At 66.7% G+C, this 13878-nt stretch carries 15 protein-coding genes; 4 read left to right on the top strand and 11 right to left on the bottom strand.

All coding sequences use genetic code 11. The annotated features are described in order from the left end of the window. The first annotated feature begins 163 nt into the window (after positions 1-163). Positions 164-475, top strand: a complete 312-nt coding sequence (locus tag QMG28_RS09895; RefSeq protein WP_281842114.1) for an ETC complex I subunit — start codon at positions 164-166, stop codon at positions 473-475. Between the two features lie 58 nt (positions 476-533). On the opposite strand, the gene QMG28_RS09890 is transcribed toward QMG28_RS09895, so the two are convergent. After that, a complete protein-coding gene (locus QMG28_RS09890; protein ID WP_281842112.1) occupies positions 534-1298 on the bottom strand; it encodes an alpha/beta fold hydrolase in 765 nt (254 codons plus the stop codon). A 75-nt stretch (positions 1299-1373) separates the two neighbouring features. Between QMG28_RS09890 and QMG28_RS09885 the strand changes: the two genes are divergently transcribed. After that, a complete protein-coding gene (locus tag QMG28_RS09885; RefSeq protein ID WP_281842111.1) occupies positions 1374-1736 on the top strand; it encodes a hypothetical protein in 363 nt (120 codons plus the stop codon). 13 nt (positions 1737-1749) lie between these two features. Here QMG28_RS09885 and QMG28_RS09880 read toward each other — a convergent pair whose 3' ends face one another. Together QMG28_RS09880 and QMG28_RS09875 are read right to left on the bottom strand one after the other, a co-directional pair. Beyond that, complete coding sequence (locus QMG28_RS09880; RefSeq protein WP_281842110.1) at positions 1750-2856, bottom strand: CaiB/BaiF CoA transferase family protein; 1107 nt, start codon at positions 2854-2856, stop codon at positions 1750-1752. 10 nt (positions 2857-2866) lie between these two features. Then, positions 2867-3427, bottom strand: coding sequence for a cupin domain-containing protein (locus QMG28_RS09875; RefSeq protein WP_281842109.1), 561 nt, complete (start codon positions 3425-3427; stop codon positions 2867-2869). A gap of 92 nt (positions 3428-3519) precedes the next feature. Between QMG28_RS09875 and QMG28_RS09870 the strand changes: the two genes are divergently transcribed. After that, the gene (locus QMG28_RS09870) at positions 3520-4734 is read left to right on the top strand and encodes an acyl-CoA dehydrogenase (RefSeq protein WP_281842108.1); all 1215 of its coding nucleotides are present in this window, start codon (positions 3520-3522) and stop codon (positions 4732-4734) included. 73 nt (positions 4735-4807) lie between these two features. On the opposite strand, the gene QMG28_RS09865 is transcribed toward QMG28_RS09870, so the two are convergent. Together QMG28_RS09865 and QMG28_RS09860 are read right to left on the bottom strand one after the other, a co-directional pair. Continuing rightward, positions 4808-5725: a hypothetical protein gene (locus tag QMG28_RS09865; protein WP_281842107.1), complete on the bottom strand. Its 918-nt coding sequence runs from the start codon at positions 5723-5725 to the stop codon at positions 4808-4810. A gap of 65 nt (positions 5726-5790) precedes the next feature. Then, positions 5791-6819, bottom strand: coding sequence for a YiiX/YebB-like N1pC/P60 family cysteine hydrolase (locus QMG28_RS09860; RefSeq protein ID WP_281842106.1), 1029 nt, complete (start codon positions 6817-6819; stop codon positions 5791-5793). Between the two features lie 123 nt (positions 6820-6942). Between QMG28_RS09860 and QMG28_RS09855 the strand changes: the two genes are divergently transcribed. Next, positions 6943-7806, top strand: coding sequence for an urea carboxylase-associated family protein (locus tag QMG28_RS09855; protein ID WP_281842105.1), 864 nt, complete (start codon positions 6943-6945; stop codon positions 7804-7806). A gap of 92 nt (positions 7807-7898) precedes the next feature. On the opposite strand, the gene QMG28_RS09850 is transcribed toward QMG28_RS09855, so the two are convergent. The 6 genes from QMG28_RS09850 to QMG28_RS09825 all read right to left on the bottom strand — a co-directional run bounded on the left by QMG28_RS09850 (position 7899) and on the right by QMG28_RS09825 (position 13875). Then, complete coding sequence (locus QMG28_RS09850) at positions 7899-8885, bottom strand: aldo/keto reductase (RefSeq protein WP_281842104.1); 987 nt, start codon at positions 8883-8885, stop codon at positions 7899-7901. An 11-nt stretch (positions 8886-8896) separates the two neighbouring features. Continuing rightward, on the bottom strand, positions 8897-10111 hold the full coding sequence (locus QMG28_RS09845) for an aminopeptidase (RefSeq protein WP_281842103.1): 1215 nt from the start codon (positions 10109-10111) through the stop codon (positions 8897-8899). A gap of 7 nt (positions 10112-10118) precedes the next feature. Next, positions 10119-10823 carry a purine-nucleoside phosphorylase gene (gene deoD / locus QMG28_RS09840; RefSeq protein ID WP_281842102.1) on the bottom strand — a complete coding sequence of 235 codons (705 nt, stop codon included), beginning with the start codon at positions 10821-10823 and terminating at the stop codon, positions 10119-10121. 139 nt (positions 10824-10962) lie between these two features. Then, on the bottom strand, positions 10963-11343 hold the full coding sequence (locus tag QMG28_RS09835; protein WP_281842101.1) for an H-NS histone family protein: 381 nt from the start codon (positions 11341-11343) through the stop codon (positions 10963-10965). Between the two features lie 160 nt (positions 11344-11503). Further along, the gene (locus QMG28_RS09830; protein WP_281842099.1) at positions 11504-11791 is read right to left on the bottom strand and encodes an acylphosphatase; all 288 of its coding nucleotides are present in this window, start codon (positions 11789-11791) and stop codon (positions 11504-11506) included. Then, a complete protein-coding gene (locus tag QMG28_RS09825) occupies positions 11791-13875 on the bottom strand; it encodes a protein meaA (RefSeq protein ID WP_281842098.1) in 2085 nt (694 codons plus the stop codon). The genes QMG28_RS09830 and QMG28_RS09825 overlap by 1 nt, the downstream gene beginning before the upstream one ends. Positions 13876-13878: the final 3 nt, after the last annotated feature.

Genomic DNA, 13878 nt, shown 5'->3' with positions numbered 1-13878 from the left:
AAGCAGCAGACCTGGCTGCCGGTCCCGGCGAACACCCACCCCACCCCTTGCTCCCTCGCCGGTGATCGGCAGCCACCCTTGCCCGATCTGTCTCTGCCCCCGTTTTTGCCTTGCGCAAGCGGGGGTCTTTTTAGATAAACCCGGCAGGACAAAGGAGAGCGCCATGCGTGCCCGCATCTATCAACCTGCCCGCAATGCGATGACCTCCGGCCAGGGCCGGACGAAAACCTGGGTGCTCGAATTCGCGCCCGAAGGCGGCAAGGATCTGGACCCGCTGATGGGATGGACGAGTTCGTCTGACACGCAGCAGCAGGTGCGGCTGCGCTTTTCCTCGAAGCGCGCGGCGCTCGACTACGCCGCCGATCACGGCATCGAGGCCACGGTGAGCGAGCCGCATAAGCGCAAGCCCAATGTGCGCGCCGGCGGCTATGGCGAAAACTTCGCGCCCAACCGGCGCTCGGCCTGGACGCACTGAGCCTTTCCGGTCGGCAGCTTGCAGGCGGCGTGCCCCCCCGGGGTGCGCCGTTTTTCGTTCAGCCGCCGAGAAAGGCGCGCGCCGTCGCCTCGAAGTCGCGCGGCTTTTCGGCATGAAGCCAATGTCCGGTGCCTGGCAGTTTGGCCTGTTTGGCATTGGGAAACAGCGCTTTGATCCGGGGCCGGTGCTCGGGGCGGACATAGTCGCTCTCGGCCCCGGCGAGAAACAGGGCGGGGCCGTCGAATTGCCCGCCGATCTCGGGGAAAGAGAGCACGGTGTCGAGTTCGCGGTCGAGCACCTCGAGGTTCAGCTTCCAGCGTTTGGCCTTCACGTCGAGCGATTGCAGCAGGAAGGCGCGGATCGCCTCGGTGGGGATATCGGCGGCAAGCGCGCGGTCGGCTTCGCCGCGCGTGGTAATCGCCGCAAGATCCAGCCCGCGCATCGCCGCGATCAGCCCCCGGTGGCTGTCGCCATGAGTGTAGGGCACCGGCGCGATATCGGCCACCAGCAGCCGGCGCACCAGCGCGGGCCGGGTTAGCGCCAGCACCATCGCCGATTTGCCGCCCATCGAATGCCCGATCACATCGGCTTCGCCGCCGATGGCGCCGATCACCCCGGCCAGATCCTCGGCCATTTCGGGGTAGGTCTGGCTTTCGGCGCGGGGCGAATCGCCATGGTTGCGCAGATCGGCGGTGACCACGCGCCGCGTTTCCGACAGGCGCTTGGCGATCACGCCCCAGTTGCGGCCGGAGCCAAACAGGCCGTGGACGATGAGGATGGGCGGGCGGCTGGCATCGGTGCCGAAGGATTGTGTCGCAAGCATGGGCGCAAGATGGGGGCAGAGCCGTTGAGCCGCAAGCCGCGATCGCTTAGTCTCGCAGCGTTCGGGGGAACGGTAATGGATTTGCAGGCGCGCGCCGACCGTTTGGCGCACTTGATCGAAGAGCGGCTCGACATCCGCGGCACGGGGCTTTCGGCCAAGCTTGGCCGAGGTGGGCGGCGCTTGCCGCGCGCGGTGCGCGACGCGGGCGAACAGCTCTTGCTTGCGCAGCGCATGGCCGCCACGCCGAAGCTGGCCCGCCAGATCGACTATGACCGGATCGCCGCCGCCTGCGACGTGGCCGAGCGTATGCTGGGCCGGATCGACCCCTGGGAGCGGCGCACCACCTTTGCGGTCAACTGGCTTGCGGGCAATGCCTTCAACCTGATCGTGGTGGCGGCACTGGCGCTGGCGGTGATTGTCTGGCGCGGGCTGATGTAAGCGCGCCGCCGCCTCAGCCTTTCGGCAGGGTCGGCGCGCTCCTGTCGAGTGCCAGTTCCGCCTCGGAAAAGCGCCACGGTCCGCGCACGCCGGGCACACCTTCGGGCATGATCTTCAGCCCCCGCGCCACCACCTGCGGGTCGGCGAAGGTATCGGCGATCTCGTTGATCGGGCCGCCGGGCACGCCGGCCTGTTCCAGCGCGGCGAGCAGTGGCGCGCGCTGCCATGCCGCCGTGGCTTCCGCGATGATCCCCATCAGCATCTCGCGGTTTTCGATCCGCAGGGCGTTGCTGGCGAAGAGCGGGTTGCCGGCAAGGCTCTCCATGCCGAGCAGGGTGGCGAGCGCGCGGAATTGCCTGTCGTTTCCCACCGCGACGATCACGTGGCCATCGGCCACCGGCACCACCTCATAGGGCACCAGATTGGGGTGGGCGTTGCCCATCCGGCCGGGGCTCTGGCCGGTTGCGAGGTAGTTCATCGCCTGGTTGGCCAGAAGCGCGGTGGCGCTGTCGAGCAATGACAGATCGACGCGCTGCCCGCGCCCGGTGCGGTGGCGTTGCTCGACGGCGGCGAGAATGCCGATGGTGGCGTAAAGCCCGGTGACCACATCCGTCACCGCCACGCCCACCTTCATCGGCTGGCCCCCGGCCTCGCCGGTGATCGACATCAGCCCCGACAGGCCCTGAATGATGAAGTCGTAGCCCGGCTGGTTGGCGCGCGGCCCGTCCTGCCCGAAGCCGGTGATCGAGCAATAGATCAGCCGCGGGTTCAGCGCCTTCAGGCTGTCGTAATCCAGCCCGTATTTCACCAGCCCGCCGACCTTGAAATTTTCGATCAGGATATCCGCATCCGCCACCAGCGCGCGCACTTTCTCCTGCCCTTCGGGGGTGGAAAAATCGGCCACCACGGCGCTTTTGCCCCGGTTCGCGGCGTAGAAATAGGCGGCGGTCCTGTCGCCCTCGCGCTCGATCCAGGGCGGACCCCAGCGGCGGGTATCGTCGCCCTCGGGGCTTTCGACCTTCACCACCTCGGCGCCCAGATCGGCCAGCGCCTGCCCGGCCCACGGCCCGGCGAGGATGCGGGCGAGTTCGACCACCTTGAGGCCTTCGAGCGGTTTCATGGGCGTTTCCTCACAGATAGGGCGGCGTGCAGGCCGAGATGATGCGGGCCGGCGTATCGCCGATATTGCGGAAGCGGTGCGGCGCGCGGCTGTCGAACAGATAGGCATCGCCGGGGCCGAGCACGGCGCGCTCGCCGCCCACACTCACCTCGATCTCGCCCGCCACCACGATGCCGCCCTCATTGGCCTCGTGGTCGAGCATCGCCTCGCCGGTATCGGCCCCCGGCGCATAGGTCTCCGACAGGATCTGCAGCCCGTGCGCCAGCGCATCGCCGACCTGCGCGATGGCCACCCCGTCGCCAAGCTGGCCGGTCAGGTCGGTCAACTCCCCGGCGCGGAAGAAGACCCGCTGCGCCGGCGCCTCGTCGGGGGCGAAAAAGGCCGACATGGTGATGCCAAGTCCGCCGAGAATGCGCCGGAGCGAGGCGACCGAGGGCGAGGAGCGCCCGGTTTCGATCATCGAGATCTGCCCGTGCGGCACGCCCGCCCGCTCGGCCAGCTGGCGCTGGCTCAGCCCGGCCTGCTGGCGCAGCGTCTTCAGCCGCCCGCCCACGTCGAATTCGTCGTTCATCCCGCGCCTCGCCTCGATGTTGCGCAAATTTCTCCTAGCATTGCTCAGAATATTGCGCAATACCGGGGGCGACACAGGCGACGGAGATTCACATGACCCACGAGCTACCTGCCAGGAGCCGCCCCGAACTGTCCGGTTTCGACTGGGAAGATCCGTTCCGGCTCGACAGCCAGCTTGCGGAAGACGAGCGCATGATCCGCGACTCGGCCCGCGCCTATGCGCAGGAAAAGCTGGCCCCCCGCGTGATCTCGGCCTTCGAGAACGAAGAGACCGACCCGGCGATCTTCCGCGAAATGGGCGGGATGGGCCTGCTCGGCGTGACCGTGCCGGAGGAATATGGCGGGCTCGGAGGCTCTTACGTGAGTTACGGGTTGGTGGCGCGAGAGGTCGAGCGCGTCGATTCGGGCTACCGCTCGATGATGTCGGTACAGTCGAGCCTGGTGATGTATCCGATCTATGCCTATGGCTCGGAAGAGCAGCGCCGCAAATACCTGCCCGGCCTCGCCTCGGGCGAACTCATCGGCTGCTTCGGCCTGACCGAGCCGGATGCCGGCTCCGATCCCGGCGGCATGAAGACCCGCGCCGAGAAAACCGCCACCGGCTACCGGCTCACCGGCACCAAGATGTGGATTTCCAACGCGCCGATCGCGGATGTGTTCGTGGTCTGGGCCAGGTCAGACGCGCATGGCGGCAAGATCCGTGGCTTCGTGCTGGAAAAGGGCATGGCGGGCCTGTCGGCGCCGAAGATCCAGAACAAGCTTTCGCTGCGGGCCTCGGTCACTGGCGAGATCGTGATGGAGGGAGTCGAGCTGGGAGAGGACGCGCTTCTGCCCAATGTCGAAGGGCTGAAAGGCCCCTTCGGCTGCCTCAACCGCGCCCGCTACGGCATCTCCTGGGGCGTGCTCGGGGCGGCCGAATTCTGCTGGCATGCCGCCCGGCAATACGGACTCGACCGGCACCAGTTCGGCAAACCGCTGGCGGGCACGCAGCTGTTCCAGAAAAAGCTCGCCGATATGCAGACCGAGATCGCGCTGGGCCTGCAAGGCTCGCTCCGCGTGGGCCGCCTGATGGACGAGGGCAATGCCGCGCCCGAGATGATCAGCCTGATGAAGCGCAACAACTGCGGCAAGGCGCTCGACGTGGCCCGCAACGCCCGCGACATGCACGGCGGCAACGGCATTTCCGGCGAGTTCCAGGTGATCCGCCACATGATCAACCTCGAAACGGTCAACACCTACGAGGGCACCCACGACGTGCACGCGCTGATCCTCGGCCGGGCACAGACCGGGCTGCAGGCGTTCTTCTGATCCTTGTCGGATTCACGCATTTTCCGTAGCGGGCGGGCCTGATCCGCGGGTCCGCCTTGCCTTTTTCCGGCAATCACTCCTGCCCCGGCACGCCCCAATAGGCGGCAAGCTCGACCATCAGCGCATATTCGCTGCGCAGCTTGTAGCCGTCTTCCGTGCCCGCGACATAGGCGATGAAATCGAGCTTGTCGTCACGCACCGCCTGCGCCGCCACATCGTCGGGCATCACCACGGTCTGGCCATAGACCTCGCGGTGGGTGAAGCCGAGTTCCGGCATCCCGTAATCCACAAGCCCGGTGCAGGCGAAGCTCTCGGCGGTCGGGTCGATCCCGAGCGTGAAGTTGAAGGGCTTGCCCATCACCGAGAACATCCGCGCGAAAGCCGCGCGCTTCTCGCTGGCCGAAAGCCTGGGCCGCATCAGCAGAACCTGATCCGTCTCGAACGCCTTGTGCGGCTCGATCAGGTGCACGTCGGGCCAGGCGGCCTCCATCAGCGTCTTGCCGGCACGGATATCGTCGCGATAGGGGACGAGCGCGGGGTGGCTCCACAGCCCGGCGGCGCGCAACTCGCCCTCGGTGCCGATATAGACCAGCGAATGCGAGAACCGCCCGGGCATCAGCCGCCCGATCTGATAGGAATGGTTGGAGATGAGCAGGATGTCGAACGGATCGAGCCGGCGCACGATATCGGCATGGGCCGCCGTCTTGCCCGTGAGCAGGCCGGGATATTCGCTTTCCTCGTAATCGCCATAGACGAGTTGCGAGGCGGTGGGGCCGAGCGCATTGCCGAGGGTGAGCGCAAGCTCGGTCAGGCCCGGCGGATAGAACTTTTCCGGATCGGCGCAGCATTCGAACGTGGCCGGGTCCATATTCTTGGCCGCGGTGGTGAAATCGGGCGTCACATAGGCGTAGGAACAGGCCGAAAGCGCGCCGAAGGCGAGCAATACAGCCGCCCGGCGCGGCCCGTGACCGATCTGTCTGGCAAATGCCATTCCCGTTGTCCCCTGCAACGCACCTCACCACCAAGTCTAGCGGTTTGCGCCGCCTCTGCCAACAATCAGACGGGTGGTGGCCCCCAGAAGGCGGCGATGTCCTGCATCGCGCCGCGTGGCCCTTCGACCACGTAGCCGCCGCCCTCGACGCCGCGCACATGCTCGACGAAGCTCAGCCCCTCGCCGCGGATACCTTGCGCCACCATGCTGTCGGGCATCACCGCCGGGCGGCCGTAGGACACGGTTTCCTCGAATTGGATCCAGGGCATCGCATAGGCGATCAGCTCGGTGCAGGCGAGGGTATCGGTAGTGCGGCTGTCGAACCAGTAATCGAAGGGTACGCCCAGCTTCGACACGCCCCGCCGCGCCGCCTCGCGGCGCTGGCCGGGGCTGAGCCTGGGCCGCAGGATCGCCACCGAGTCGGTCTGCAAAAGCGTGGCCGGGTCGATCAGGCGGACCTCGGGGCGGAAAGCTTCGAGAAAGATCTGGCCCGCCCGGATCTGGTCATGCAGCGGCACGAAGGCGGGATCGTTCCACAGCCCCGCCGCGCGCAGCTCGCGCTCGGTGCCGAGATAGATCGCCGAATGGGTGAAGCGGCCGGGCACGAAGCGGCCGCCGATATAGGTCTTGTTGGCGAAGAGCAGCAGATCGAGCGGGCGGGCGGTGTCGACGATATGCTGGTGCGCCTCGGTCTTGCCGGTGAGCGTGCCGGGAATGTCGCCATCGTCGAGCGGGTTCAGCTCCAGCGCCACCGGGGCGATGGCGAGGCTCAGATTGGCGACGGCCTCGGGCCAGCGCTCGGGATCGTGACAACAGGTGAAGCTCTTCGGATCGGCATCCGCGGGCAAGCCGGCGAAATCGCGATGCACCTGCGGCAGCCCGAGATTGCTGCACCCGGCCAGCAGCACGCCGGCGAGCAGGGCGGCGGCCGCGCGCCGGATGCCGGGCAGACGGTCGACGCCTGCGCGCCACGCGCCGAGCCCGGCGGGATCGCGGGAGCGCAGTGCCCTGGTACTCAGCTCCACCTCTGCGATGGTCTGAGAGCGGGTTGCGGTGTGTGGCGGCACCCGGTCGGGGGGCGGAACAGCGGGCATGGATCGGTCCTCGTGATCTGGCCTATCTCAACAAAGCCCCGGCGCGGGCGCAATCGGGAAATGGCTCGACAAGCTTTCATGCCTTCGGCGAGAGTATTTTCGCCAAGAAAAAGGAGCGGCGCGATGAAACCGGAAAAACCCGAGCACGCGGCGCCCGCCGATGCCGAGGCGCGCCGCGCCATGGCGCCGGTGATCGTCTACCCGCCCGAAACCCTCCCCGCGCCCGATCTCGCACTTTACCGTGCCGCGCGGGCAGGGGCGGCGAAGCGGGGCGAGGTGCTGGTGCCGCCGCGCGATGCGCGCGCCTTCGAGGTGGCGGCGGGGCAGTTTGCGCGCATCAGCGCGGTCGGGGGGCCGCAGGTGGGCGATCTCAACCTGTGGAGCGCCCATGACCTTTCGGAGCGGTTCTATTCCGGCAAGACCCGCGCCCTTCACGGCACGCATCTGTCCACCGGCGACCGGATGTGGTCGTCCTTCCCGCATCTGCGCCCGATGGCGACCATCGTGGCCGATACGCTGGACTGGTACGGGATCGACGCAGATGGCGGCTCGGTGCATGATGTGATCGGCACCCGTTGCGATCCCTATACAAACTGCCTGCTCACCGGCGATCCCTACCATTATTGCTGCCATTCGAACCTGACCCGGGCGCTCGCCGATCACCGGCACCTGCCGCTCGCCGAGGCGGAGGCGCAGGTGCATGACGTGCTGAACGTGTTCATGTGCACCGGCTTCACCCGCGATACGGGGCAGTATTTCATGAAGGCGAGCCCGGTCAGGTCCGGCGATTATCTGGAGATCTTCGCCGAGATCGACCTGATCGGCGCGCTGTCCGCCTGCCCGGGCGGCGATTGCTCGGCGGGGCATTCGTCGGACGCGGCGGCCTGCTATCCGCTGCTGGTGGAGATCTTCGCGCCGCGGGCCGGGGCGCTCGATGGCTGGGAACCGCCGAAGCCGAACGGCTACGACCGCTCACATGGCCGCTGACCCTTCCTCTTCTCTGTTCGGGAAATACCTTCGGGGGGTCCGGGGGGCAGACAGCCCCCCGGCGGGTCGGATTGCCGACAGGCAATCCGAAATCAGCAATACCGCTCGATCCCGACGAGTTGCTGGTAGGCATAGCGGTCGCCCATCGCCCAGCCCACCGGAAGGATACGTTCCAGCTCGGCGCGGTCGTCGTCGCTGAAGACGATCTCGTCGGCCCCGGCCCAGGCGGCGAGGTGCGCCGGCGCGCGGGTGGCGGGGATCGGGATCAGGTGGTCGCCCTGTTGCAGCGTCCAGGCAATCGCCGTGGCCGCCGTGGTCCAGCCCCGTTCGGCGGAGAAGGCGCGCAGCTCGCGGACATACTCCATGTTGTGGCGGAAGTTGCGGCCCGAGAAGCGCGGGTTGGCCCTGCGGAAATCCTTGTCGCCGAAGGTGCCCGGGTCGAGGTCGACATCCGAGAATATCCCGCGCCCGAGCGGCGAGAAGGGCACGAAGGCGGTGCCCAGTTCGGCGCAGGCCTGAATCATCCCGAGCTCGGGCAGGCGGGTCCAGAGCGAGTATTCCGACTGCACCGCGTCGACATGGCCGACAGCCGCGGCGAGCCGCAGCGAGGCGGGCGAGATCTCCGAATAGCCGATGGCGCCGATCAGCCCTTCCTTCTTCAGCTTCAGCAATGTCTCGGTGACCGTCTCGATCGGGATCGACCAGTCGCGGCGGTGAATGTAGTAGAGCGCCACATTGTCGACGCCAAGCCGCTTCATCGACGCTTCCAGCTCGCCGCGCAGATAGGCCTCGGAATTGTCCGCGGTGCCGCGGGGCGCGCCGATCACGATGCCGCCTTTGGTGGCGATCTTGAAGCGCTTGCCGCGGTCGGCCTGCCATGCACCGATCACCTCTTCCGAGATATGGGGGCCGTAGATGTTGGAGGTGTCGAGAAAGTCGATCCCCAGCGCCCAGGCGGCATCGAGCGTGGCGAAGCTTTCTTCCTGCCCGGTCGCGCCGTAGAAGCCGCCGAAGCTCATGCATCCGAGGCCGATAGCCGAGACCTCCGGGCCGTTGCGGCCCAGCTTGCGTTTTTTCATTGAGTTTCTCCTCAGATGACGAATTCGCCGTCTTTCATGATCGGGTGGCGGCTGCCATCGGCGCCGAGGCCGGTTACGGATATGTCCGGGCCGCCGATCATCACATCGTGGTGGATCTTGCTCGCGTTCATCCCCGCCGCCTCACGGTCGGCGCCCGGGGCGAGGTTCATCGCATAGGCGTTGCCGAAGGCGATGTGGCAGGCGGCGTTCTCGTCGAACAGCGTGTTGAAATAGAGCACGCCCGAGCGGGCGATGGGCGAGCTTTCGGGCACCAGCGCCACTTCGCCAAGGCGGCTCGCGCCCTCGTCGGTGGTGAACCAGGTACGGGCGACCTCGGCATTCGTCTCGGCCTCGATCTTCACCGCCTTGCCGCCGGCAAACTCCACCACCAGCCCTTCGACGATGGTGCCATTGATCACCGAGGGTTTGGTGAAGACGGCGCGGCCATCGGCCCGGCCCCGGTCGGGCATCGAGAAGATCTCTTCGGTTGGCAGGTTCGGCGCATAGGCGGTGCCGTTGTCCAGCGCCAGCCCGCCGCCGGCCCAGACATGGCCTTTCGCAAGGCCGAGGGTGAGATCGGTGCCGCCGCCTTCGAAATGCAGCGCGTCGAGGCTGAGCCCCTGCAGATGCGCCTTGCGGGCGTCGAGCGTTTCGAACGCCTTGCGCCAGGCGGCTTCCGGATCGTCATGGTCGAGCCGCAGCGCGGTGAAGACATGGCCCCAGAGCTTGTCCACCGCCTCGGCCTCGGGCAAATCGGGGAAGACCTGCCTGGCCCAGCCGGGGGTGACGAAGGGGACGATGTTCCAGTTCGTCACGCCGGAGGTGATCGCGTCGATGAACGGCTTGGCGGCCCGGGAGGTGGCGGTGTTGACCCGGGCGACGTGATCGGGGTTCTGCCCGGCAAGCAGGCCGGGCGTGGCGCCGGCGATGGCGAGCCGGGCGGCGCCGTTGGTCAGCGCCTTGCCCATCGCCTCGTAGAGCCAGCCGGGGGCATAGTCGAAGGCGGCCTCGGTGCCGTGGGTGTAGCGCGCCAGCGTGCTGGCATCGTCGGCATAGAGCGCGAGCACGTTGGAGGCCCCGGCCTCGTAGGCGGCGCGGGTGATCCGGCGCACGAGGTCGATCGCGCCGATATCGGCGGTGAGCACCAGTTCCTGCCCCGGCTTCAGGCCGAGCCCGAAGGCGACGGAAAGCTGGGCGAGACGGTCGAGTTGGGTTTCGAAGGTCATGGAATCCTCAGGTGAAGGCGGCGTGGAGCGCGATGTCGATCATGTCGCCGAAGCTTTGTTCGCGCTGGTCGCTGGGCAGGCTTTCGTGGGTGATGAGATGGTCGGAGATGGTGAGCACGGCAAGCGCGCGCACGCCATGGCGGGCGGCGAGGATGTAAAGCTCGGCGGCCTCCATCTCGACGGCAAGCACGCCGTGGCGGATCATCTGTTCGTCGAGATCGGGGCGCTCGGCGTAGAATACGTCTGACGAATAGATCCCGCCCACATGGGTCGGTACGCCCTTGGCCCGCGCGGCGTCATGGGCGGCGGCGAGCAGCCCGTAATCGGCCACCGGCGCATAGTTCAACTCGCGGAAGAACCCCGTCGACGGGGTGGCGATGGTGGACGAGGTCATGGCCAGCACCACGTCGCGCACCTTGATGTGTTCCTGCATCGCGCCCGCCGAGCCGACGCGGATCAGCGTTTTCGCGCCGTAATCGCGGATCAGTTCGTTGGCGTAGATCGACAGGCTCGGCATCCCCATGCCCGATCCCTGAATGGTGACGCGGTTGCCCTTCCAGCTGCCGGTAAAGCCCAGCATCCCCCGGGTTTCATTCACCAGTTCGGCATCGTCGAGGAATGTCTCGGCGGCCCATTTCGCGCGGTAGGGATCGCCCGGCATCAGCACGGTTTCGGCGATCTGGCCGGGTTTCGCTCCGATATGAATGGTCATGGGATGCCCCTCTCCTGTTGCTGTCCCGGCTCTTTATCGCGCCAGCGTCGGGCGGAGGGCAAGGGGGGGCTGACAAACGGAATGGGCGCGGCGCGTTGAATTCCGCGCTGCGCCCATATTTTCCTGCTCCGGGACAGGATCAGATTTTCAGATCGTCCTTCACGCCGCCGGCCTCGATATGCGCGACCATCCAGTTTGGCGCCCGGCCCCGGCCCGACCAGGTATCACCGGCATTGTCGGGGTTGCGGTATTTCGGCGCGACCTTGGCGCGGCCATCGCCGTTATTCGCGGCTTTTGCCTTTGCCGGTTTTTTCGGTGCGGCCGGTTTTTTCGGCGCGGCGGGGGCGCTGGCTTTCGCGGTCAGCTCGTCGAGAGAATATCCGTGCGCCTTGGCCGCTTTTTCCGCCGCTTTCAGGGCTTCTTTTTTCTCGGTCTCGGTGAGGCGGTCCAACGCCTTGTCGATATCCGCGCGCAGGCGTTCAAGCTGGCGGCGGTTAAGCCCTTTGAGGTCGACTTTCATGTTGGCTCCATGGTGATGGCTGCTGAATAACATCTTTTTTGCGTCGCCACTTTATCAAAACTAAAAATTATTTGAAAGGGATTCAGGTAATCCGGAATCAGAATTGAAATAAACCGCGCATCGTGATTGCCCGAAAACTCCGGCGGGGTTGTGGACCCGTTCAGTAGATCACGCGAAAATCCGGCGGCGCTTCGGCCGGGTCGGCGCGTTCGGTGGTCACACGGGTCACGCGCGCATGGATCGGACCGTCATGCAGGGCGCGCACCATCTGCGCCACGCTCTCGGTATCGCCCGCGATAAGCGCGCTCACCGAGCCATCGGCCTCGTTGCGCACCCAGCCCGTCAGGCCAAGCGCGCGGGCGCGGCCTTTCGTCCAGGCGCGAAACGCCACGCCCTGCACCCGGCCCTCGACGTGGGCGCGCAGGGCGGTATCGGCCAGCCCCTCCATTATTCCGCCGCCTTTGCCCTCGGATCGGCGAGGGCGACGATATCGGCCATGATCGTGTTCAGCTCGAAATCCTTGGGCGTGTATACTTTCGCCACACCCATCGCCACGAGCCGCGCGGCGTCGTCTTCGGGAATAATCCCGCCCGCGACCACCGGAACATGGCCCAGCCCCGCCGCGCGCATCCGCTCCATCAGCTCTTCGATCAGCGGAATATGCGAGCCGGACAGGATCGACAGGCCCACCACATGCGCGCCGTCGCGCCTGGCGCTTTCCACGATTTCTTCCGGCGTGAGGCGGATACCCTCATAGGTGATGTCCATTCCGCAATCGCGGGCGCGGGCGGCGATCTGTTCGGCGCCGTTGGAATGGCCGTCGAGCCCCGGCTTGCCGACAACGAATTTGAGCCGCCGCCCCAGCGCATCCGAGACGGCATCGACGCGGGCGCGAATATCGTCGAGCCCCTCGGTGCGGTTCGACGGGTTCTTGCTGACGCCGGTGGGGCCGCGATACTGGCCGAAGGTGGCGCGCACCGCATCGCCCCATTCGCCGGTGGTGGCCCCGGCCCTGGCGGCGGCAATCGAGGCGGGCATGACATTCCCGCCCGATTGCGCCACGCGGCGCAACTCGTCGAGCGCGGCCTGAACGGCCGCCTCGTCGCGCGCGGCCCGCCAGGCTTCGAGCCGGGCGATCTGATCGGCCTCGGCCTGCGGGTCGGCGACCATGATCGCTTCGGGGCCGGAGGTGAGCGGCGAGGGGGCGTGTTCGGTCCATTTATTCACACCGACCACGGTGGTCTGCCCGGCTTCGATCCGGGCAATCCGCTCGGCATTCGATTCCACCAGGCGCGATTTCATATATTCAATCGCGTCCATCGCCCCGCCCATCGCGTCGATCTGGGCCAGCTCGGCGCGGGCGCCGGCTTTCAGCTCTTCGACCTTGCGCTCGATGGCCGGGTTGCCGTCGAAGATATCGTCGTATTCCAGCAGGTCGGTCTCGAAGGCGAGGATCTGCTGCATCCGAAGCGACCATTGCTGGTCCCACGGGCGCGGCAGGCCGAGCGCCTCGTTCCAGGCGGGCAATTGCACCGCGCGGGCGCGGGCGTTCTTGCTGAGCGTCACCGCCAGCATCTCCAGCAGAATACGATAAACGTTATTCTCCGGCTGCTGTTCGGTGAGGCCAAGCGAGTTGACCTGCACGCCATAGCGGAAGCGGCGGAATTTCGGGTCTTCCACGCCGTAGCGTTCGGCGGTGATCTCGTCCCACAACTCGACGAAAGCGCGCATCTTGCTCATTTCGGTGATGAAACGGATGCCGGCATTCACGAAGAACGAAATCCGCCCGACCATTTCGGGGAAATGCTCGGCGGGCACCTTTTGGCGCAGATCGTCGAGCACGGTCGTGGCGGTGGCCAGCGCGAAGGCCAGCTCTTCCTCCGGCGTCGCGCCCGCTTCCTGCAAATGGTAGGAACAGATATTCATCGGGTTCCATTTCGGCAGGTGCTCGCGGGTATAGGCCGCGACATCGGTGATCATCCGCAGCGAGGGCTGCGGCGGGCAGACATAGGTGCCGCGCGACAGGTATTCCTTGATCAGATCGTTCTGCACCGTGCCTTGCAGCCCTGAGATATCCGCTCCCTGCTCCTCGGCCACCGCGATATAGAGCGCCAGCAACCAGGGGGCGGTGGCGTTGATCGTCATCGAGGTATTCATCCGGTCGAGCGGAATATCCTCGAACAGCATCCGCATATCGCCCAGATGCGCCACCGGTACGCCGACCTTGCCCACCTCGCCGCGCGCGAGCGTGTGGTCGCTGTCATAGCCGGTCTGCGTCGGCAGGTCGAAGGCGACCGAAAGGCCGGTCTGCCCTTTGGCAAGGTTGGTGCGGTAGAGCGCGTTGGAGGCCCTGGCCGTGGAATGGCCCGCATAGGTGCGGAAGAGCCACGGCCGATCGGCTTGGCGATCGGCCCCGGAGGCAAGCCGATCGGCTTGGCGATCGGCCCCGGAGGCAAGCCGGTCGGCTTGGCGATCGGCCCCTGATACATGCCGATCGGCTTGGCGGTCGCGGGGCGGGGTCTCGGAAGGCATGGC

Source organism: Sinisalibacter aestuarii, assembly GCF_027923545.1.
Classification (GTDB): domain Bacteria; phylum Pseudomonadota; class Alphaproteobacteria; order Rhodobacterales; family Rhodobacteraceae; genus Sinisalibacter; species Sinisalibacter aestuarii.
This window is presented reverse-complemented; position numbering and strand designations above follow the sequence as displayed.